Origin of the sequence: Lysinibacillus sp. FSL M8-0216, from assembly GCF_038595555.1 — a bacterium.
In the GTDB taxonomy this organism is placed as follows: Bacteria; Bacillota; Bacilli; order Bacillales_A; family Planococcaceae; genus Lysinibacillus; species Lysinibacillus fusiformis.
In genome coordinates this window covers 3930654-3951472 of the sequence record NZ_CP152007.1, presented here as the reverse complement: position 1 = coordinate 3951472, position 20819 = coordinate 3930654, and the positions used below count along the sequence as shown (strand labels likewise).

Sequence of the window (20819 nt, the reverse complement as noted above, 5' to 3'; positions counted from 1 at the left end):
GTTGGACGTTACTCAACAAATAATACCTAAAATAAAGTTAACTATTGATAGTAAAGAGAATCCTCTTTTTGAATGGAAATTAGATAATGGGGGTCTTAATGCAGAAATAGTTAATGAAGAGATTGATGCATTCTTTGAATTACTTATTACTTTTCATTATTTTGAATACACCTATAATTTTTCAGAAGATAAAGAATTTAAACAAGAACTAGAGCAAAATAAAAAAAATCTTTTAAATCAATTTTTTTCTGATGTAAAAATGTCGATATTAAATGATGCTTTAGTTAATTTAACAAATTTCTTTAGTAATAAAAAAGACATACATCTGAATCATAATCCTGAAATTGTTAAAGAATTATTTTTTGATTTTAAAACTTTCGAAGAAAAAATTAACCAATATATGTCGGAAATTAATTTTCAAGAAACAGAGGATTTATTGGAAGTAGTTCATATGAATAGGACTAATATCAATTTAAAAGTACCTAAAATAATTTTCCCATGGTATATATATGCTTTAACTAACACTTATAAAGTATTACCTAAATATTCAGATAAAGAAATTAATATAGTTCAAGAGAGATACATACCTTTAAAACAGATTAGAAGTAGAAATGCTCAAGAGATGGAATTACTTGATAAATCGCAGAGAGATTTTAAATCATTTATTAAATCTTTAAAAGTTAATACTATTTATAACCAATCACTTAATTTGTATTTATTCAATGAAACAACGAATTTATATGATATTTTTAATTTAGTTAACAACAAAAAAGAAGCAATAGAGGATGAAAATTTTAAAACACTCTTTTCAGAGTTTTTGAAGAGTGGAGAATGGTATACGATTAGGGAAGCGAATTTTCAAGAGGTAAGTAGGATGGCAAATATAAATAGCTTTGGTGTCAAAACTCTACTTATTAATGAATTTGAAAGTAAAAAGTTATTTAATAATGAAGAAATCTGGGATATTTATAATCAAATTTTTAATTTCTGTAAAAGTAATTTATTGAATAAAATTCAAGAAGATTTTCTTTTAGCCCTCAAACATATACCAGAAAAGATACGTTTAGATTTTGCTATATATCGTATTTTTTCAAAAGAAGAACCCTTTGAAGATATTGTTGAGAATGTTCTTGAAGGAGAATTGAACATCTACGCTCCTTCAGCCGATAACAACCAAGAAAACTATTTGTATAATGCATATGCTGATGCGTATAAAAAGTTTTATGAATCTAGAAATAAAAAAACAGAATAAATTGTATTAATTCTTATACATTTTAAAACGTTCATCTTGATTAAAATCAGTGATGAACGTTTTATTTTAGTTAAACATTAGAGACTATATTCTTATTTTTGTTGTAATATAATATAACTTATGTGAAAATATAAAGGTGAAACCAGAAGTTTTATAAGAGATTTAGTAGTTTATTTATCCTTCTTTTTTTTATTTGAAAAATAATTGCTCAATATATTTTATAAAATCGGAGGTAGTATATGCCAGTTTGTGGTCAATGTAAATGTCATAATAGTTTAGGGACAAAAACGTGTAAACAATGTGGGCAGACAATTATACAAGATGAAGGGAGGTCTTGTCCTATTTGCTCTGAATATTGTGGACCCTTTTCGCAAAATTGTAGAAAGTGTGGTTATAATTTTACAAAAAGGAAACCTCCATCTAAATCTAGTCGCCCTGTAAAAAAATCAGTAATAGTAAATGCCAATAGAAATAATTTAGTTGAATTTGCTTTTTCGGAGCAGCGTAATGGTTTTTTAAAGCAAAATGATATGAATGGAATAAATAGCCCTGGATATGCAAAAGAAAAAATTCGATTTTTGGGGCCAGTTGATCCATTTACAAAAGAAACACTTTATGAAAATTATGAAATTATTGCGGAGAATTTAAAAGTATATCCAACAGTGGTAGTGTATCAACGCGGTACAAAATTACCTGGTGGACATAGTGGTTTTTATTCGAGTAGCTTACATGAAATACAAATTGTTGATGCATATTATCTTATCTCTACTTTAGCTCATGAAATGAGACATGCTTATCAGTACATATATTTACCTGATTTATTTTTTGGAGATCGAATTACAAATGCGAAAGAATATTATCAAGCGGAAATAGAAATAGATGCTAGACAGTATGAAAGACACTATTGTATCTATCGAGAGTATTTCGATGAATACAAATCATGTGAATATAATGAGTCTCAAATTAAATTATTCTTAACTGGAAAGATAACAGCCCAAGACATTGGCGTGGATGATAATTATTATAGACAAAATCCACAATATCCAAAAGCTGTTTCAAGGAATTATCAAGAAGAGTATCAGAACAGATACATAGAAACAAAAAGGCAGACGCAGATATTTTCGCAATCAAGGCCTTCAAAATCATTTAAGTTTTGGATAATGTGGTTGTTCTGGCCAATTACACTTCTTTGGATTTCATTTAAGCTAATACGAAAGGCATTTGTTTTGTCCGTAGATTTTATTAGTGATCTATGGTTTGATTTACGTTATGACAAATGGCTTTTTGTTAAGAAGATACTTATAATATTAGGAGTGTTACTAGCGATAATTGTTGGAATTGGGTTATTAAGTTTTTGAATATACTACTGAGTAATAATAAATAATCAGTGATGATGAATGAGTATTTTTCTGGTTATTGCTCTAAAATATGCAAAGGATGGTTATTATATTGGGAATGATTACTATTAAGTAAAAAATACGAAAGATATAAATGGAAAGAGTTATTAATGCAAATTCTCAGCATTAATAACTCTTCTTTTAAATAATTTCGGTGTAAATTAAAAGGGGGCTAATATAATTATTATTAATTCTTTGATTTATTGTTTTGAATAATTTCCCTTACTTCATTAATTATCACAACAGCAACGGACACAAGAATTCTTTCAAGCATATTTATCACCACCTTAAAATCTTATTCTCTTACTTAAAAATCTAAAGGAGATAAAAATCCATTTGGTCTAAATCGTTTTGGAGTTGACATAAATGAATAGTGGCTTTATTTTCATAGTCTTTACTTTATAGTACTTTACATATTTCCAGATTCTTTAAGGGAATGGAATGTATCTGTACAGATGATAAGATGATCAAGTATATCTATCCCAAGAATTTCTCCTGCGTGAACTAAGCGCTTTGTAACCTCAATGTCTTCAGGACTTGGATCAGATACATTGCTTGGGTGGTTATGAGCAACAATTGCTGAAGCTGCATTACTTAGCAGAGCAGGCTTTAATACCTCCCTAGGATGAACTATACTAGCGTTAAGACTTCCAATATGCACTACTTGTATGCATGTTGGTTGGTTCTTTGTGTCAAGGCAAAGAATAACGAAATGCTCTCGATCTACATCACCTAAAAAATCACGAATCAGTTCATAGGCACAACGAGGCGAACGTATTTTACGATCTTTGTAAAGTATTGTTTTTTCTCTTACCAACCTTACTTGTACAATATTTACACGCTTCGCTGGCAATACTTTTATTTTACTTTCTGTGCAGAGGCCTCTTTCTAGTAGTTCTAATTGCTTTGTTTGTGGTGATTCATATACCTTCATATAATTCCTCCTTTTAATGGTTTAACTCAATAGAAGAAGCCATAACATCTATGTTCTAGATGTTATGGCTTCTTCCAGTTGATAATATATATTTATAATTACTCATAGTACATATTCTTCATCGACTACATAAAAGTAGTACATATTAATAAGTAAATTTATACACATTGGAAATACTCACCATATCTTTTTCATATCAACATTGTTCAAATATGACTTCAATTTAGGGTTTGAATCCAAGTATATAAACGACTGCGGTATTATAAAATTAAAATTACTTTTTAGATCCTCTAAACTAATTGGGTTAAATTTGTATATGTTGGTAATTGGATAGGCTATCTTACAATTCATTTCACCACTATTAAATCTTTCTTTTCCATATGTATCTTCTATAATTAAATTTGGTAATATAATTGGTTCACCCACTACTAAAACATAACTTAATTCTTTAATAGGTGAGGTTTCATAAACGCATATATATTTCACTCTTTTTTTTGGTATAACATTCCTGAATTCGTGAATTTTCTCTTTAGAGAATAATAAAGGTTTATATTTAGGTTTTATGCTAACTATTATACAATCGTCCAAATTTTTCATTCCCCTCTATTTATTACTATTTTTCTATTATATAATTTTATATAAAGAAAGGTGGTTTTAAATTTGATTCCTAAAGATCAAATAAGTGTATTTTTAAATATCTATTTTTTTGAATTAGAAAGATACTTAAATGAGTTTTGCCTTGAAGAGTTAAAAAAGGTTACATTCCATTCTGATGAAGCTAATACTGATAGACCTCTAAAAGAATCTATAAAAAATATTTTACAAACAAAATTCAATAGTATTCCGAACAACTTATACAATAAAACACTTGAGGTATACGATCAAGATGAAAACCTTTTATCGACTTATGAATATAAAGATTATTGTAATTTTAAAGTTTCAAGGATTCTTTTACCCAATGAAATTACAGAAGAATTAAAAATTCATTTACGTAGACCAAATGTTGTTTATACTCATCCTGATTTGCTACTAATTGTTACCGATGGCAAAAGTCATTACTTAGTACCATTAGAATTAAAATCAACAAAAGATAATAGTATTCCTGGTTCAAGTGTTCAGCAAATACAGGGGGATGAATGGGTTATTTTTGTAAAACATACAAATAAAAGTTTTAACGTAACTATTGGAAGATACTTATGGGCAGTAAATGAGAACATGCAGTTTCCCGATAGAAGTCCTCGTCCGTCAGTTTCTTTTAAAACTATATTGGATTGGAACGACGAATTTATTAATCATGAAACAGAAAGTCTAAAAATAAAGTATCCCAAAGATTTGATAGATAAAAAACAGGAACTTATTAATGATTGGCAGAATGTATTAGTGAATAGATGGTTAGATGTAATTGCAATACCTAATACTAAAAAGAAAGTTTCTTGGTTCAACCATACAATAAAAAAATTTACTTTAAATCTATTGGAGAGATACGAACAATTAAGTCCTTTAGAACAAAAACAATTATTAATTAAATTAAAAACTGAAATTGAAAATGAAAAAGGTACAGATTAATGGGAATAATATAGTAAAAGAGGTGGATGAAAGACTTCATCCACCTCTTTATATATTGTTTTATTTAGTTAAAGAATAATAAAGAGCATTTGCAATATGCCATGCTAATACGGGAGGTACAGCATTTCCTATTTGCTTATATGCACTTGATGCTGCGCATGGGAAGTCAAAATTATCGGGGAAAGATTGAAGTCGAGCACATTCTCTAACAGATAGTCTTCTCCAAGTTGTCATATCACTTTCATCATCGCCTATAGTTCTATAATGACCTTCAATATTACCATGATGCTCAGAGCGTATAGTAGGTGCAATACTATTAGCTTTTATTCTTGTATTTCCTTGCGTTTTTTTACCTTCATAAAATTTTGCTTTTGAATAATCTTTAGTTCTATGATTATAAACTTTTGGATCATCTAATTTATCCCATAAATCATCGATGGCTTGGGACGAGGTAACCCAATTTTCCTGAGAATGTGTTTCTTTTGGTAAATAAGCCTCTACGCCTTTCAGGTCATTACGTATTCCATAAATAATAACCCTTTCTCGATTTTGAGGTACACCATAATTAGCTGCATGGAATAAATGGAAATAAACTTGATAACCACTCTCTTTAAAATCCTCTATTATAGTTTTTAAAATTAACCCATCTTCCATCATTAATAAATTTTTTACATTTTCAGCGATAAACGCTTTTGGTTTAACGCTATCAATAACTCTTTTCATTTGTAAATATAATCTACCTCGTTCAACAGATAGCCCTTGTCTTTTCCCTGCCAGACTAAAATCTTGACATGGAAACCCACCAATTACTATATCTGCTTTAGGGAATTTTTCAGAAGGTATATTATTGACATCTTCACAAACAATATGCTTACCAAAATGATGTTCATATGTCTCGGCAGCTTTTTCAACAATTTCATTAGCCCAGATAATTTCAAAGTTGTTTTTTGGATATTTTTTAGACAAAAACTCAAATCCACCCTTAAAACCTAGGTCAAGTCCTCCGCAACCTGAAAATAGTGATAAAACAGTAAATTTATCGCCAGATTTATCTACGTTAAAAGTGTCGACATAATTTGTAATTCTATGTTTATTGTTAAATTCTTGAAAATCATGTTCTATTTCTTCAAATAACTCTAATTGCATTTATATTCCTCCCGATATATTTTTCAATTCAAAGGCACTTGGATTAAAAAATACGATAAACTATATTTTAATATAAAATTTGTTTAACAGCTATTTATTTATACTTTAATATAAATAATAAAAAATGATATAGATGGGAAAACTTACTTACTTTTTATTCTCCCCCGCAACATAGATTTTTATTAAATGTAGTCAAATACGTAGTCAAACAAAATTAATAGTAGCCATATATCCTCGAAAAGCCTAGAATTATAGCATTTCATGAAACGGTTGGTTCGACTCCCGCCGTCTCCATATAGTTGTTCAAAATATAGATGTATCAAGGCTTTTGAAAAGAGTGATAATAATTGCGGTAACCATTCACTTTTCTTTAGCATCAAATTCAATAAATTGAGCAGGCTTGAAGTCGTTTTCCATGTCGAGAACGGCTTCTTTTCTGTTGTAGGGTATTAATGACTTTAAATGTTTAAGGTGGTTGTAACATCACCATGTCTAAGACATATCAGCTAAAGGTGCATATGTGAAAAAGCTTCATCCACTAGACAATGACCTTCCGATAGTGAATGAAGCTATTGTTAATTGTTTTCTTAAAGGAATCGATCAGAAGAAACTATGATTAATTGTGCTGAGTTAATCGAATTTCAAAAGTATGTAATGGACATTAACAAATATGATTATGCACGTTATGGTTGAAACGGCTGAAAGAATAAGTATCTCTTGTGTTTGCCAGTGTGGATCTAAGATGTTAGCATGCTACTTTCCTACAATACCGCTACTGGGTTACCATACTTTTTCAAAGTAAACAGGGGGATTCTCCGTCCTCCCATCCTGGCAAATAATCATTAGAATTACTCTCTCCATGTCCTACAGAATCATTGACAATTCTCCCACTTCTGTTTATTTCCGTAGAAGTTATCCAGATCATCAAACGAAGCTTTGAAGATATTTAAATTATAGTCATTCACCTCCACCGTACCCTGAATGAATCCTAGCATGTCATCTGAGACGTTAGAAGCATCCTCAGCCCATTCGTTTACCACTTTGTATACTTCTTTGTCATAAGCCGTTGTATGGGCCATAAGGACTGATGTAGCTAAGTTCTGTGTGATGCCGTTGTAAGCGCCAATTGCATTATCGAAATTTAGTAATCCATCTTCATTAAGCGCTACACGTTTAAATGCTAGGTAATTCGAATACATTTCGTCTAAAGCTATTGCGTTTTCAGGTGACAGACAGGATTTATCAGTAGCAGGCTTGTGGATCACCTCAACTGCTTCTACCTCTTCGGTTTCTACAACTTCTGTATTTTCACCTTCAGCGCTCAAACTTTTTTGTTTAGTCTTTGTAAGATTACTATCGTTTGATAGGAGATAACTTATAACTATAATACCCATCACTATAATAGATGTTAAAATTGCAATTATTACTTTGTAAACGTTATTCTTTTCCATTGTCAATAACCTCCGAATTATGCGTTAAAATATAACCAAGATTTGTTTCTCCTCCAGCACACATCGTCGATGGCATTATAAGTGCAACTGACAATTCTATAATGCATTGCTTATAGAAGCATAGTGTAAGAGAAATACCTTCCATGCTTATCATATTATGTAAATAGTTTGAAGGCAAATTAGATTTTGTTGATAAGTAAATAGATTTAAACTACAACCATTTGGAATGGTATACATGATAAAGATTAAGTCCTTATCAACTTAATGGAATCTACTTTTGTATATTCGAGAGATGGTATATTTGAAGTAATTAATAAAGGGAGAGGGTACTTTGAAAGGCTATTGATGGAAATTGCAAATACATAATTAGCGAAACTGATTAAGTATGATACAAGATGATGTTGAAATATTAGAGGGATGATAAAAGAGTATGAAAATGCGTTAGTGTAAATTGCTAACAGTGTAAATTTCATTTCCTGAATGCCGCTTTCTATCGTGAAATAGATGCTTGAGAAATATCTGATTTTTGATCAAGATCGCTCCTACTTAAATCTTTTTCTTTGCTTAAAGAACGTACTAACTGCCTAATTGAGAGTTATTCATATATGGTATTTCAACTCCACTTTAAATATCTTCATGCCCTAGAGGGAAAGACGTTAAGTTGTCTTTCTCTCCTTTTTTTAATCAATGCTAATCATCAAGGGCAATAGCGCAAATGCTTGCTAGCTTTTATATTGTATATCGCTCCATTAAAGAATTTAATTCACGATTTAATTCCGTTAGTTTTTCAGCAGCATGAGCTACATCAGTAATTGCTTTAATGTGCTCATCGATGGAAGAAGCAATTTCCTGTACGGAAGCGGCTGTCTGTTCTGATACGCTGGATGCACTTTCGATTCCTTCACTCATCAACTTATTATAAGATGTCATCACGTCCATTTCTTTATTAACGGCTAATATGGATTCTACAATTTGTTTTACAGAAGCAGACATCTGATTGAATTTACTTTGTGTTAGCACTACATCATCATTTAACTTTTTAGCAGTTTCCATTGTTCCTTCTACAGTTTCAACTGTTTTAGTCGTTTCTGAAACAATGGATGAAACCACGCCTTGTACTTGGTGGGTGGCCATTTTCGATTGTTCTGCTAGTTTTCTTATTTCATCGGCAACCACTGAGAATCCTCTACCATACTCACCTGCTCTTGCAGCTTCAATACTCGCATTTAAAGCTAGTAGATTGGTCTGCTCTGCGATTGTTTCAATGGTTTCCATCACCTGTGTGATTTGATTTATTTGATCATTTAATTTTTTAATTTCATCACTGACTTCTTGTGAGGCTGCTAATGAAATAGTATTGGACTGTTGTAATTGTTGTACTATTTCAATTCCCTCGGATGATATTTTTTCTGCATGTTTTGTAATGTCATACATAACTTTACTTTGTTTTTCCGTGGTTTCTATAGAATTTGATAATAGCTCTACTGTTTGGTTTATGTTGTCCAAATCATTGGCTTGTTCTTGTGTACCAGTAGCAATTTCAGTAATGGCTCTACCAACTTCGTCACTACTAGCAGATGTTTCTTCTGAAACGGCTGATAAGTTAGTCGCTGAATCCAATAAATGTTCACTTGTATTTTTAGTCTTTTCGACGAGCGTGCGTAATTGCTGTGACATTTCATTAAAAGCGGTCGCAAGTTGTCCAATTTCGTCATTTGATTCAGGAAGTTGGGTAACCATTATATGACCATTAGAAATTTTTGTTGCGGCTTCAGCTACTTCTTTTAAAGTATTTAATTTCTTCCGAATACCTAAATAAAACACAAGTGAGCTTAAAATAATAAGTACGATTGTTGCACCAAAAATAATATATTGTAAAATGTTTAACCCTTCATAAAATTCATCTTGAAAGACAGCAATTCCAATAGTCCAACCCCAAGGCTCAAAATATTCAGTATAGGCTGTTTTATCTTTAAACGAACCATCTGGCTGTTTATCAGAATAAATGACATAGCGATCTGATTCATTTTTGGACTTGCCGCCTGCAATGATCATTTCGCGATTACTTCTGTTAAGGTCATCGGCAGGAGCTCCACCTATTTTAGAAGGATGGAGTTGTAACACTAAATCCTCGTCAAAAGCTAATATATATCCATTTTCTTTGTAAGTAAAATTGGATTTTTGATAATCGTACTCTCCAATTTCATTTACGGGTCCATTTAGAAGAATTCTCGCTTGTTCTTTTCCTTCTTCTAGCGTTATTTTGCCACTTTCCACTTCTTCATTAATCAATTCTATTGAAGTATAGGCCCCTTTGACAATGCTTTGGAGTTCTCGTTGACCTGATTCTAAGAGCTGATCTTTAGCAACAAAATAGCTTGTTGAGCCGATAATCACAACTGTTACAAGTATAATAATTGTGATTAGTAGCATTAACTTCCCTGAGATGCTTCGTAACCGTAAATTTTTCTTCATCATTTGCTTCCTCCCACAACTATATATAGGTATATTTCGACAGTAATCTTCATAATTCAATGGTATCGAAATTATTTTTTATATGAGGCTAATTGTCCTGCAAATGTCTATTCATTCATCAATTTTTTATAGATTGACATTTTTAGTGTGAAAATGATGTGATTACATATTAATATACTGTTGAAATGCCGTTTTCTAATTCAAACTAGAGTATTGTTAAGCGTTCGATACTATATAGATGGTTCTCACTGGTTAGTTTTATCTTTAAAGAAAATAGGCTGTAGACGGGAATACAGTTGCTATAGTAAATGAAGGTTATATATGTAAGATTAGGCGGCACACCAATAAAGTAAAAATGTATACATCAGCAAAATAGGGTATATTATATTTGTTGAATAGATTTTCTTTAAGACAGGAAAAGTAGGTGAACCAAAGTGGGGAAATATCAATTGGATACTAAAGGTAAGGCGGCTGTGGCGAAGTATCATGAGAAACACAAGCCTGCCCAATTTGATAAAAAGCAGCAACTTGAGAAAATACGAGCAGAGTATTTGAAAAAGAAGCAAGAACAAGCAGATCAATAATATGAATGAAAACATAGGGAGGTTAAAATCTCCCTATGTTTTTTCAATTGATTGTAGAGTTTATTTTTCAGGTATCTATTCCTTGTTAATTGAATTTCACACGCCCCAGCATTTCTAATTTGTTCATACTCCGTTCATATTGTTGACATAGGGAGGACATCTTCATTTTGTAAGCTATCCTAAACGGTTTGCGGAAGTGGCCGGATACAAAGTTGATGACGAAAGTGAGGAGTGGCACGAGCTATTAAAGCGGTCTGCACTGGCGGTTTTATATTCTCGTGCAAATAGAATGAAAAAAACGATTACTATTATAGGTAAAATGATAGCGGGTTTAGTGATAGCGCTAGTACTCTTTTTATTAATTGTGTTTGTAGTTAATATTGTTTGCAACAAAATGGAGCAAGGAAAAATAGAATCGTATGGTCAGTCTGTAACAGTAGATGGGAAAAATATGAATATTTTCATTCAGGGGGAGGGCGAGGAAACGGTTGTGCTTTTACCTGGTTATGGGACGGCGGCACCGGGACTTGATTTTCAGCCATTAGTAGATGAACTATCTCCATTTTACAAAGTTGTTGTTGTGGAGCCCTTCGGTTATGGATTAAGTGATTCGACTGACAAGGAACGGAGTACCGAAAATATAGTTAGTGAAGTGCATGAAGCATTACAGCAGCTTCAAATTGAGCAGTATATTGTAATGGGTCACTCAATTTCGGGTCTTTATGGACTGGATTATGTGAATACCTATCCAAATGAAGTGAGTGCATTTGTTGGGCTTGATAGCAGTGTTCCATCAATCAGTGAGAAAAAAATTGGTTCTTCCATCATTAGAACTATAAAGTTTCTTAAACAATCAGGTTTAGCTCGATTGCAGGTGAAGCTGGGTGATGACCCATATGCTGACCTATCGTATGATAAAAAAACAAAGGAACAATTGAGAATGCTTAAGCATAAGAACATGTATAATTCCACTCAGTTAAATGAGGCTGAAATGATGTATGAAAATTTTAAAGCAGCTGAAAGTTTGTCATTCCCTAAAAATCTACCTGTTATTTTCTTTATCCAAGCGGATCATCCAGTCACTGACAGGTGGGCACCTGAACATCATAAGCAAATAAAAAATTCTGTCTATGGGCAAGTGGTGACATTTGACGGGGATCATTATTTATATCGGACTAAAGCAAAAGAAATCGTTGAAGGATTAAGAGAATTTATGAAAGAGGTCAGATGAATGGTGAGCTCGTCTGAAAATGAGACGAGTCGGCTAAGTGAGACATTCAAATAGCTGATTGGTATTCTCTCTATGCATATGGAAAAAGTGATTTAAAACCGCCCATTTGGACGGTTTTTTCACTTTTTAACTAAAAATTTTTACAGCCGAGCTAGTGCCTATTCTTGAGGCTCCCGCATCTATCATTAATTGAATATCTTCCAAGTTACTTACACCGCCGGATGCTTTTACGCCAACATTTGGTCCGACTGTTTGTCTCATGATCGCAACGTCTTTAGCAGTTGCGCCGTGCAGTGAAAAGCCTGTGGAGGTTTTAAGGTAGTCGGCACCAGCTTTTACGGATAATTCGCATGCACGAATTTTTTCTTCATCCGTTAATAGACAGGCTTCTATAATCACTTTGACTAGCGCTTTTCCTTTTGCAGCGTTTACCACCATTGCAATCTCTTTTTCCACTAGCATATTGTTTTTGTTATTTTTTAATTCTGCAATATTTAATACTACATCGATTTCTGTAGCCCCGTTACCAATGGCATTTAAAGTCTCAAAAACTTTTACTTCAGTCGTGTTTGCACCTAAAGGAAATCCTATTACTGTGCATATATTCACATCCGATTCACGCAATAGTTCTGCAGATAAGCTTACCCATGTAGGATTCACGCATACAGATGCGAAGCCGTATTGTCTTGCTTCTTGGCATAATTGAATGATTTCTTTTTCTGTCGTATTAGGTGAAAGTAAGGTGTGGTCTATTAATTTTGCATAGTCCATATATATATCATCTCCGGCTTCAAAATATGTTTCCCTACTAAAAAGCTCTGTGGGGATGTTCAGCTACCCACATGACTTATATTAAAGCGTTTCATATTTTTTAGACCATCCAGTTTAGTAGATTTTTCACCATCCATTAAAATTCTACATACGGTTTAGGACTTTGGGTGTTTTCGAGTTCCATATTCTCGACATTAAACATGGTCCATATAGTTCAAACATTTAGCTAGTAGCTGGGTGCGATTCGTTACTTGAAATTTTCGATAGAGGTTCATTTCAGCAGTTGAATGGACGGAGCAAATTTTCACCTATGCGCCATTTACCAATTTATTTAATGCTACAGGGCAGCCTTCATTATCATTGCCTTTGGCAGAAAGTCAATCAGGTTTACCAATTGGTCTACAAATGACAGGTAAATTTGCCGATGAATTAACATTATTACAGCTCGGTAGACAATTAGAAGAAGCCATGCCTTGGAAAGATCGTAAACCTGCTGTACATGTAAGTACAACACAGCCTCAGCCAGCAGTATAGATGAGCATGAACGCACCCAGTCGAGACAAAAGTGTAGACGGGTGCGTTTTCTGTATCCTTTACATCAGCGTATACACTCCGACAAGAAACAGGTCTTTCTCCCATCCAGCAATTCATATACATAAAGAAAAAACTAATAGGAGTAGTGATTATTGGACAAACAACATCACAGGTATAGATGGGTTGTGTTTGTTGCTGTATTGTTTACGTATTTGGTAATGGCCAGTCAACGAACTGCTCCGGGGTTAATTACAGACCAATTGATGAGGGATTTTGGGGTGACGGCATCGACGATTGGGCTATTGACGAGTATCCTGTTTTTTGTGTATACGAGTTTACAAATTCCGATGGGGGTTTTAGCTGATCGATTTGGGCCAAACTTTTTTCTTATTATGGGTGCTATCCTAACAGGACTAGGTACGATTCTTTATAGTTTAGGGACACATGAATTCGTCCTATTTTTTTCTAGAATACTTACTGGTGTAGGGGATGCAACCATTTGGGTGAATATGGTGCTTATTTTGGCACAATGGTTTCAGAAGAAGGAATTTGTGCGTTTAATTGGCTTTGCAGGGATGACTGGGAGTCTAGGTTTCTTATTGGCGACGGTTCCCTTTGCTACTTTGATTCTTTTATTTGGTTGGAGAATTTCATTTTTTTCAACGGGACTCTTATTATGTGTATGTGGTGTTCTTCTTTATTTTGTACTTGTTAAAAATACGAAACGTATCTTTTCGGCAAAAGCGATAGTTGAAGCTGAGGTAGTGCAACGTGAAAAAACATCTGTTTTATTACGGAGAATATTTTCAAATCGACAAGCTTGGGCTTTATTTTTTTGCCATTTCGGGGTTGTTGGGGGATATGTTGGCTTTATCAGTTCGTGGGCTGTACCCTACGGAATCAATATGTATGAGATGACCCGTTCAGAGGCGAGTCAGCTAATTATGATTGGTCTCATTGGAGCACTTATCGGGGCTCCCTTAATGAGTTGGCTAGCTGGCCGGTTAGAAACGATTAAGAAGCCTTATATTGGTGTTCAAATGGCTGTTTTATTAAGCTGGTTATCCTTTCTCTTATGGAAGGGGCATCCGTCCCTAATTCTTCTTATTATACTATTCTTCATCATCGGCTTTGGATATGGAGCAAGTGCCTTAACGTTCGCGGCTGTTCGTCAAACTTTTCCTATCACTGAATCTGGTATCGTTTCTGGTTTTGCGAATACAGGAGGCTTTTTAAGCGCTGCATTACTACCGATTATTTTTGGCTATGTGTTGGATTATTTTCAATCGACTTCAGGTTATATAGGAGATGGGTACTACTATGGATTTATCACCCCAGTTGTATTTTCCGCCATTGGCCTGATGGGAGTACTGTTATTGAAGGAACAGCACATGAAAGCCGACCTACAATGACTTGGCGAAACCTCTAGTCGAAGGTAATGTCATATCAATCATAATGGCTAAATTAGGGGTATTTAAGCGAGCATTAAGCGCTTGTTAAATATCCTTTTACTATAGCTTTTTTCCCCTTAATCACGCTGGAATTTGTTAAATTTATTCATTATTATTACTTTTATGATTAATTTTACCTGGATGGTGATCACCATAAATGCTAAACTGATTAGGAATCTTAAAATTCAGAATTAAAGGGAGCAAATTAGGAAATGAGTAGATTTAGAAAAGTTATATCTATACTAAGTATGGTGGCATTGATACTGGCAACAGGGATTTTCTTTACGCAAACCCCTGTAAATGCACAAGAGGTAGATAAAGATATTCATATTACACTCCTCGCTACATCAGATATTCATGGCCGTTCTATGCCTTGGGATTATGCGGTGGATGGCCCAAATCTCACAGGCAGTTTAACGCAATTATATACAATTATTAAGGATATTCGTAACGATAATCCGAATACAATCTTGCTGGAAAATGGAGATTTAATACAGGATAATTCTGCAGAATTATTCAACAATCAGCCTCAATCACCAATGATGGTTGCTGTTAATGAAATGGGCTATGAGGCTTGGACATATGGAAATCATGAATTCAACTTTGGTTTAGACATCCTTGATAAAGTTTCTAGCCAATTTAATGGTACAAGACTTGCTGGTAATGTTTATAAAGAAAATGGAGATCGTTATTTACCTGCATATACAATTATTGAGCGTGAAGGGGTAAAAATCGGTGTTATCGGGATGGTAACTCCACTGATTACAGAGTATGAAAAAGGCACGGATCATCTAGATGGACTAGTGATCAAAAATCCAATTGAAGAGACTAAAAAAGCGGTCAAAGAATTAGAAGGCAAAGTAGATGTCATGATTGGCCTCATGCATATGGGGCTGGAAAATGAAAATGGTATTCCAGGGACTGGCGTGAAGGAGATGGCTAACGCCATTCCAGAGCTAACAGCTATTTTTGCAGGTCATAATCATGTCCTGATTAATAAAGAAGAAGTGAATGGCGTTTTTATAACAGAGCCTAATAAATATGGAACACATATATCACGAATTGATTTAACATTTACTCGCCAAGGCGAACAATTGCTGCTAAAAGAAAAAGACGCTTCGGCTATTCCTGTAAAGAACGAAGATGGCACATTTGTTGAATCTGATAAAGAACTAGAAGAAACATTAAAGCCTTACCATGAGTTTGCACGTGAAGATGCCAATATCGAAGTGGCACAGCTGAAAGGAACAAATCTTGTCCCGAAAAATGAAATTAAAGGAATTCCTACAGTACACATTCAAGAAACACCTTTATCAGACTTTTTCCATGAGGTAATGCTGCATTATAGTAAGGCTGATGTAGTAGCGCATCAGATTGATAATGACAAAGCTTCATTGAACATAGGTCCTATCAAGAAAAAGGATATTGCCTATAATTATCAATTTGCTGGCGGAGAAGTATCTGTTTATGAAGTAACAGGAAAAGATTTAAAAGATTATATGGAATGGGCTGTTGGCTATTTTAATAGTACGCGAGATGGAGATGTAACGATTAGTTTTGATAAAACAAGACGTTCATCGAAATATAGTACAAATGACTATTTTGGTCATGTAAAGTATGACATCGATTTAACGGAGCAGCCAGGCAACAGAATCAAAAATCTTCGTAAATTAGATGGAACGCCAATTAAAATGGAAGATCATTTAAAACTTGGTATGAACGCATATAGAATGGACTTTCTCGTATCAAAAGGTCAGGCGCTTGAAGGGCGTAAGTTCAATATGACTTGGTCCTCTAAAGATGAAAGTGCTTATGGGGAAACAGGTGGAACAATTCGTAATCTAGCAATTCGATACCTGAAAGAAGAGATGAACGGTGTTTATGAGCCAGTCATCCAAAATAACTGGAAAATAATTGGTGTCGATACAAAATCACCAACTCGTGCTGCTGTTGTTGAATTAATTAACCAAGACATTTTAGCAATTCCTACTACGGAAGATGGAAAATATACAAATATTGCATCTATTAATGTCAAGGATGCCATAACAAAGGAAGAAATAGCGGAGCTAGCAGCAAAGGCCAACGTCAAAGAAAGCCAATTTTCTGGAGTAAAAACGACAGGTGAATTTTATCAAAAGCTAGTAAAAGCTATAAATCATCATAAAGCTGAGGAAGATAAAGTAACAGACAAGCCAGTGGAAAAACCGACAAATCCAAGCAAACCAGAGCCAGATAAAACAAAGCCTTCTGTTAATAAACCACAACCAACTAAAGGCATTGTGACAACGTATCACTTAAATGTTCGTTCGAAACCATCGAATGCAGGTAAAGTAGATGGCACAATTTCAAAAAATACTGAAATAACGATTCTAGGGGAAGAACAAGGCTGGTATAAAATTTCTTATAAAGAGAAAACGGGTTATGTGTATAGCCGCTATGTAAAAGTTAAAAGTAAATAATGAAAGGGGCTGAAGTGAAGTAGTTTTATTACTACTCTCTTCAGCCTTTATTATAGGTTGATTTTAATGGTATAGCGTAGGATTAAATAAAGAAACCTTTTTAGTTATTGGCTGAATTGAATAGTGCTAGCATTTTTTTTAATAAGCTGTTGAAATAGATATGAACAAAAAAAGGTAACAGCAGTTATTTAGACAGTTCCTTTAAAAATAAAAACAAAGCTACCCCATATAAACACTTTCACAAGTATCTGGTGCAGGTTCATAGAAGCAATGGTTTTTAAATTGACCTGTGAATGGTTGGCCGTACCATGTTGGGGGACATGGGGCGTATGGGTTGAAGTACCAAAGGGCGTATTTGGCTGGGTGCTGACGCCAGAAGTCTAAGTTCTGTTTGGCTAATCTTTTTTCTGTTTCTCTTGCACGTTGGTAAAACATATTGCCCTTTTGGACGGCTTCGAACGAATAGTTTCCTCCTTGTACCTGATAAATGACTTGCTCGATAGTTCTCACGTCGTTGAAGTCCAAGCAAGATGCGACAGCTCGATTGACAATCACATTGCCCACGTATAACATGCCTTGCTGTCCTTCACCTTCAGCCTCAGCTCGCATCATCCTTGCCATTAAAGCAACGTCTGCATCGCGGTATTTTACTCTTGGCATTTTTACCACCTCCACCATATAGTATGAAAATGATCGAGGCGAATGTCACTTTATCCTGAAAATCACCTATTTTTCTATGTAGAAGCAAAGAAAACACGCCATCCGTGCTGCAAAATAATAGAGCAGGATGGCGTGTTTTATTATAAATTCCTTTTGAAATAGGGTGTTTTTTTCAGTACGACACATACGGGAATAGCGATAATTAGGCCAACAACGTTTTGAATAATATCACCTGGAATGGATGCTAAAGGTGCAATCCAGCTATTGAACATAATCGCTTGCCCGATATAATAGACGGCAATCATTACGGGCATGGATACTACAGCCCCTAAAATGTTTAAACCAATATGGTCGCCTTTATATCCCTTTGACCAAGCAATTTTACCAACGATAAAGCCTTGTAATGCGCGTGAAATAATAGTAGTGGGTGCCCAAATTAACCAGCCACCTACGATATCGAATAAGCCCATTCCGATGGCTCCAGCAAGTGCCCCCTTTTTAGGTCCAAATAAAATGGCTGAGATGAATAGCATGGACGTCCCTAAGTGAATCAGTCCACCTTGACCAAATGGTAGTTTGAGATTAATAAACATGGTAGCAACGAAAACAAGCGCCGCTAAAATGGCTGTAATGACTAAATCAAATGCTTTCGTGCGTGGTCTTGTATAGGATGATCTTTGTATATTTTGCATCTTTATCTTCCTCACTATGATGAATATTTTGATGATTTTTACTTTAGCAAAGGACTGACTGTTATAAAAGTGTCAATTTTATAAAATAGTTAGAGGTCAGTTGGAGGATATTTTCGCATCTTTCTAATTGTGATACGATGAGGTGAGTATAAACAGGATGAGTTAGGTGGAATGTATGATGAAAAAAGTGGCTGTAATTCAGGATATGTCATCCTTTGGGAAGTGCTCGCTAACGGCTGCCATCCCTGTATTATCTGTGATGGGCGTGCAGGCTGTGCCATTGCCAACTGCCATTCTAACGGCACAAACAGGGTATTCGAGCTTTTATTGTGAGGATTTAACCTCAAAAATGGACTACTTTGTGGATGAGTGGAGCAAACTTGGGGCTAGCTTTGACGGTATTCACACGGGCTTTGTCACAGGTAAAGAGCAAATCGATAATATTTTCCGTTTTTTAGGCGTGTTTCACTCAACGGATACGACCTTGCTAGTTGATCCTGTAATGGGTGATCACGGTGAGGTATATAAAATGTTTACGGGCGACTTACTGGAACGGATGAAGGAGCTAGTAAAGTGTGCAGATATTATTACGCCTAATGTGACGGAATGTTGTTTGCTCACAGGCTTGTCATTTGAGAGGTTGCAAAGCTATCAGCATGAAAGAGATTATATTCAGGCACTAGAAGAGGCGGGGCAGCAGCTCCAGCAGGCCACAGGGGCACATGTCATTATTACTGGCTTAAATCCACCTGTAGTGGAGAGCAAGCGTTATGTCGGGAATATGTTTATCGATGCGAACCGTTCTTTCCATAGCATTCGTGACTATAATGGTGAAAGCTACTCGGGCACGGGTGATTTATTTGCATCTGTTATTATGGGCGGTATGATGCGTGGGCAGGATTTAGTGGAGTCCGTGAAGCTAGCAGAATCGTTTTTAGCGGCTGCTATTGAGGCGACATCCAAGGAGCAAGTGCCTCGTGAGGCAGGCGTTCATTTTGAACAGTTTTTACGGCTGTTAGTTTAGAAAGTTTTTACCGTTTTCAAACATTGTTCGTCGATTAGTAAAAAGGGGAGGAGAAAATATATGGAAATTAGGTTATTAACAGCACAAGATGCTGAGGCATATCGTCAGTTAAGATTAGAGGGATTACAAACAAATCCTGAGGCATTTGGTTCAAGTTTTGAAGAGGAAAGAGATATGGCGCTTGAGTTGTTTGCAAGTAGACTGGAAGCACAAGGTTCATTTACTTTCGGAGCATTTGATCAGGATGAATTGTTTGGGGTTGCTACATTGGTGCAGGAAAGCAAAATGAAGCTAAAGCATAAGGCGAGTATTTTTGCCATGTATGTGTCTCCGGAAAAACGAGGGCTTAGCTTAGGTAAACGTTTAATGCAAGCAATAATCAAGCAAGGGAAACAATTAGCAGATGTAGAGCAAATTAATTTAACCGTAGTATCTTCTAATGAATCGGCAAAAGGACTATACACATCATTAGGTTTTCAAATATTTGGGACAGAGAAGAGAGCTTTAAAAATAGCCCAGCAATGCTTTGATGAAGATTATATGGTTCTATATGTAAAGCCTTTGAAGTAATCAAATCTTCAAAGGCTTTTATACGAACTTCAATATAACAATAAAATAAAAATAGTAATGACCGCAAAAGAAAATGCTAATAAAGAGCTAACCATGCTTACTTTCTTTGTCAGTAACCATATGCTTAGCGCAACAATAATAATTGATAATGGGAGTATCAGCCAAAATACAAGATTGCCCAAGTATTCAATTTGAATGGGGAATGAATCATAAAAGTAATTATAAGTAATGCCTAGCATGAAAAAAATGGTCATGGCTATATCGGCTGATACCATTGTATTGTGAGTAATCATAATCCCCTCCCATCTCAGAAATATTTATTTTTACATATATTGTATGCACGAGTAGTGCGAAATCACACGGCAGCATTCATTAAAAGAATGCTGCCGTGTTTTTTTACTATTCCTCATTTTTATTTAACCTTCTTATGATGACAGCTTCTAAATTTTCCATTTTCTTTTCAAATCGCACAAAGAGATAGATGGTGATGGCAATTGGGAATCCTGAATTACCAATTAGGTTTATCCACATTTGAATATTTTCGGGTGTTAGCATGACATCTTCCTCCTTCACCAATATTGTGTCTTACGTATGTAAAAGTGATTTTAAGTGACATAAAATC

General features: G+C 34.6%; 19 protein-coding genes. 10 read left to right on the top strand and 9 right to left on the bottom strand.

Going from position 1 to position 20819, the window contains the following annotated elements; genetic code table 11:
- The first annotated feature begins 1 nt into the window (after position 1).
- Positions 2-1252, top strand: coding sequence for a hypothetical protein (locus tag MKX57_RS19635; RefSeq protein ID WP_342550541.1), 1251 nt, complete (start codon positions 2-4; stop codon positions 1250-1252).
- Between the two features lie 239 nt (positions 1253-1491).
- Positions 1492-2610 (top strand): hypothetical protein, encoded by a 1119-nt coding sequence (locus MKX57_RS19630; protein ID WP_342550540.1) that lies wholly within the window; start codon positions 1492-1494, stop codon positions 2608-2610.
- 448 nt (positions 2611-3058) lie between these two features.
- Here the strand turns inward: MKX57_RS19630 and MKX57_RS19625 are convergent, their stop codons facing one another.
- Positions 3059-3583 carry a JAB domain-containing protein gene (locus MKX57_RS19625; protein WP_342550539.1) on the bottom strand — a complete coding sequence of 175 codons (525 nt, stop codon included), beginning with the start codon at positions 3581-3583 and terminating at the stop codon, positions 3059-3061.
- 660 nt (positions 3584-4243) lie between these two features.
- Here MKX57_RS19625 and MKX57_RS19620 point away from each other — a divergent pair.
- A complete protein-coding gene (locus MKX57_RS19620; protein ID WP_342550538.1) occupies positions 4244-5149 on the top strand; it encodes a hypothetical protein in 906 nt (301 codons plus the stop codon).
- A gap of 60 nt (positions 5150-5209) precedes the next feature.
- Here the strand turns inward: MKX57_RS19620 and MKX57_RS19615 are convergent, their stop codons facing one another.
- The 3 genes from MKX57_RS19615 to MKX57_RS19605 all read right to left on the bottom strand — a co-directional run bounded on the left by MKX57_RS19615 (position 5210) and on the right by MKX57_RS19605 (position 10224).
- Positions 5210-6295 (bottom strand): DNA cytosine methyltransferase, encoded by a 1086-nt coding sequence (locus tag MKX57_RS19615; protein ID WP_342550537.1) that lies wholly within the window; start codon positions 6293-6295, stop codon positions 5210-5212.
- A gap of 872 nt (positions 6296-7167) precedes the next feature.
- A complete protein-coding gene (locus MKX57_RS19610; RefSeq protein WP_036220028.1) occupies positions 7168-7746 on the bottom strand; it encodes a hypothetical protein in 579 nt (192 codons plus the stop codon).
- A 729-nt stretch (positions 7747-8475) separates the two neighbouring features.
- Complete coding sequence (locus tag MKX57_RS19605; protein ID WP_342550536.1) at positions 8476-10224, bottom strand: methyl-accepting chemotaxis protein; 1749 nt, start codon at positions 10222-10224, stop codon at positions 8476-8478.
- A gap of 431 nt (positions 10225-10655) precedes the next feature.
- Between MKX57_RS19605 and MKX57_RS19600 the strand changes: the two genes are divergently transcribed.
- Together MKX57_RS19600 and MKX57_RS19595 are read left to right on the top strand one after the other, a co-directional pair.
- The gene (locus MKX57_RS19600; RefSeq protein WP_025116598.1) at positions 10656-10805 is read left to right on the top strand and encodes a hypothetical protein; all 150 of its coding nucleotides are present in this window, start codon (positions 10656-10658) and stop codon (positions 10803-10805) included.
- Positions 10806-11094: 289 nt separating this feature from the next.
- Positions 11095-12036: an alpha/beta hydrolase gene (locus MKX57_RS19595; RefSeq protein WP_342551137.1), complete on the top strand. Its 942-nt coding sequence runs from the start codon at positions 11095-11097 to the stop codon at positions 12034-12036.
- Between the two features lie 126 nt (positions 12037-12162).
- Here MKX57_RS19595 and deoC read toward each other — a convergent pair whose 3' ends face one another.
- Complete coding sequence (gene deoC / locus MKX57_RS19590) at positions 12163-12807, bottom strand: deoxyribose-phosphate aldolase (RefSeq protein ID WP_342550535.1); 645 nt, start codon at positions 12805-12807, stop codon at positions 12163-12165.
- A gap of 273 nt (positions 12808-13080) precedes the next feature.
- Between deoC and MKX57_RS19585 the strand changes: the two genes are divergently transcribed.
- The 3 genes from MKX57_RS19585 (at position 13081) to MKX57_RS19575 (ending at position 17251) form a co-directional block, all read left to right on the top strand.
- Positions 13081-13341, top strand: a complete 261-nt coding sequence (locus MKX57_RS19585) for an amidase family protein (protein WP_342551136.1) — start codon at positions 13081-13083, stop codon at positions 13339-13341.
- Between the two features lie 152 nt (positions 13342-13493).
- On the top strand, positions 13494-14753 hold the full coding sequence (locus MKX57_RS19580) for an MFS transporter (protein ID WP_342550534.1): 1260 nt from the start codon (positions 13494-13496) through the stop codon (positions 14751-14753).
- 251 nt (positions 14754-15004) lie between these two features.
- A complete protein-coding gene (locus MKX57_RS19575; protein ID WP_342550533.1) occupies positions 15005-17251 on the top strand; it encodes a 5'-nucleotidase C-terminal domain-containing protein in 2247 nt (748 codons plus the stop codon).
- Between the two features lie 219 nt (positions 17252-17470).
- Here MKX57_RS19575 and MKX57_RS19570 read toward each other — a convergent pair whose 3' ends face one another.
- Together MKX57_RS19570 and MKX57_RS19565 are read right to left on the bottom strand one after the other, a co-directional pair.
- On the bottom strand, positions 17471-17911 hold the full coding sequence (locus MKX57_RS19570; protein ID WP_025116607.1) for a cell wall hydrolase: 441 nt from the start codon (positions 17909-17911) through the stop codon (positions 17471-17473).
- 140 nt (positions 17912-18051) lie between these two features.
- On the bottom strand, positions 18052-18603 hold the full coding sequence (locus MKX57_RS19565; RefSeq protein WP_342550532.1) for an ECF transporter S component: 552 nt from the start codon (positions 18601-18603) through the stop codon (positions 18052-18054).
- Between the two features lie 175 nt (positions 18604-18778).
- Between MKX57_RS19565 and MKX57_RS19560 the strand changes: the two genes are divergently transcribed.
- Both MKX57_RS19560 and MKX57_RS19555 read left to right on the top strand, forming a co-directional pair.
- Positions 18779-19627 (top strand): pyridoxamine kinase, encoded by an 849-nt coding sequence (locus MKX57_RS19560; protein ID WP_342550531.1) that lies wholly within the window; start codon positions 18779-18781, stop codon positions 19625-19627.
- A gap of 60 nt (positions 19628-19687) precedes the next feature.
- Positions 19688-20197 carry a GNAT family N-acetyltransferase gene (locus tag MKX57_RS19555; protein WP_342550530.1) on the top strand — a complete coding sequence of 170 codons (510 nt, stop codon included), beginning with the start codon at positions 19688-19690 and terminating at the stop codon, positions 20195-20197.
- A gap of 29 nt (positions 20198-20226) precedes the next feature.
- On the opposite strand, the gene MKX57_RS19550 is transcribed toward MKX57_RS19555, so the two are convergent.
- Together MKX57_RS19550 and MKX57_RS19545 are read right to left on the bottom strand one after the other, a co-directional pair.
- Positions 20227-20490, bottom strand: coding sequence for a hypothetical protein (locus MKX57_RS19550; protein WP_139150975.1), 264 nt, complete (start codon positions 20488-20490; stop codon positions 20227-20229).
- A 106-nt stretch (positions 20491-20596) separates the two neighbouring features.
- On the bottom strand, positions 20597-20752 hold the full coding sequence (locus tag MKX57_RS19545; protein WP_081936992.1) for a YvrJ family protein: 156 nt from the start codon (positions 20750-20752) through the stop codon (positions 20597-20599).
- Positions 20753-20819 lie beyond the last annotated feature (67 nt).